Origin of the sequence: Acetobacter tropicalis, assembly GCF_001580915.1 — a bacterium.
In the GTDB taxonomy this organism is placed as follows: domain Bacteria; phylum Pseudomonadota; class Alphaproteobacteria; order Acetobacterales; family Acetobacteraceae; genus Acetobacter; species Acetobacter tropicalis.
Genome location: NZ_LHZQ01000024.1, coordinates 1 through 753, shown reverse-complemented (window position 1 = coordinate 753; position 753 = coordinate 1). Strand labels below are relative to the sequence as shown.

The window sequence follows — 753 nt, the reverse complement described above, 5'->3', positions numbered from 1 at the left end:
GTCCTAAAATTACATGATCTGTGAGAAATGGGCGTCGAAGCCCAAGCAAGCTATCGAGGAGGCTGGCGGCAAAGTGACCGTGGTCAGTTTTGAAGCGGGCGTGGCTCGCACAGTCAATAGCGATCTCGACGAGGGCGGCAGCTATACGATCGACAAGACGTTTTCCGAGGTGAAAGCCGACGATTTCGACGGACTTGTTGTGCCCGGAGGAACTGTCGGTGCCGACAAGCTGCGCGGCAGCGGCGAGGCAATTGGTTTCATCCGGGCTTTCTTCGATCAGAAAAAACCGGTTGCGGCTATATGCCATGCACCCTGGACATTGATTGAGGCGGGCGTGCTTAAGGGTCGCACCCTGACGTCCTACCCAACGCTGAAGGTCGATATCGAGAACGCCGGCGGTACATGGATCAATGAAGAAGTCGTGGTCGACAACGGCCTTGTCACAAGCCGCGACCCCAATGATTTACCCGCCTTCTGTGCCAAACTCGTAGAGGAAGTCGCAGCAGGTGTGGGCGCTGGGCTCGCAGCCGGGAATTAAAGACGGGGCGGTCTCGACAAACCATTTGAGGGCCCGCTAACGGAAGAAGGTCCACGCGAGACAGGCGTAGCGGATGGCCGGTGATAATGGCCATCCGCTACGCCGCGTATCAGACGAACACGGCGCGCCGGACGAGCAGTCAAACGTTAAGTCGCGTCAACCGCGGTGAACTCCTCGGGTGCTGTCACATTAACTTTGGTTTGTTGAGCTTCTCT

General features: G+C 57.2%; 1 protein-coding gene. It reads left to right on the top strand.

Going from position 1 to position 753, the window contains the following annotated elements; translation table 11 throughout:
• Nucleotides 1–13 precede the first annotated feature (13 nt).
• Nucleotides 14–538 (top strand): type 1 glutamine amidotransferase domain-containing protein, encoded by a 525-nt coding sequence (locus tag AD944_RS00125; protein ID WP_061474608.1) that lies wholly within the window; start codon nucleotides 14–16, stop codon nucleotides 536–538.
• The last annotated feature ends 215 nt before the right edge of the window (nucleotides 539–753 follow it).

Coding starts and splice junctions, on each gene's coding strand:
- AD944_RS00125 (WP_061474608.1), top strand. CDS start 14: ATGATCTGTGAGAAATGGGCGTCGAAGCCCAAGCAAGCTATCGAGGAG.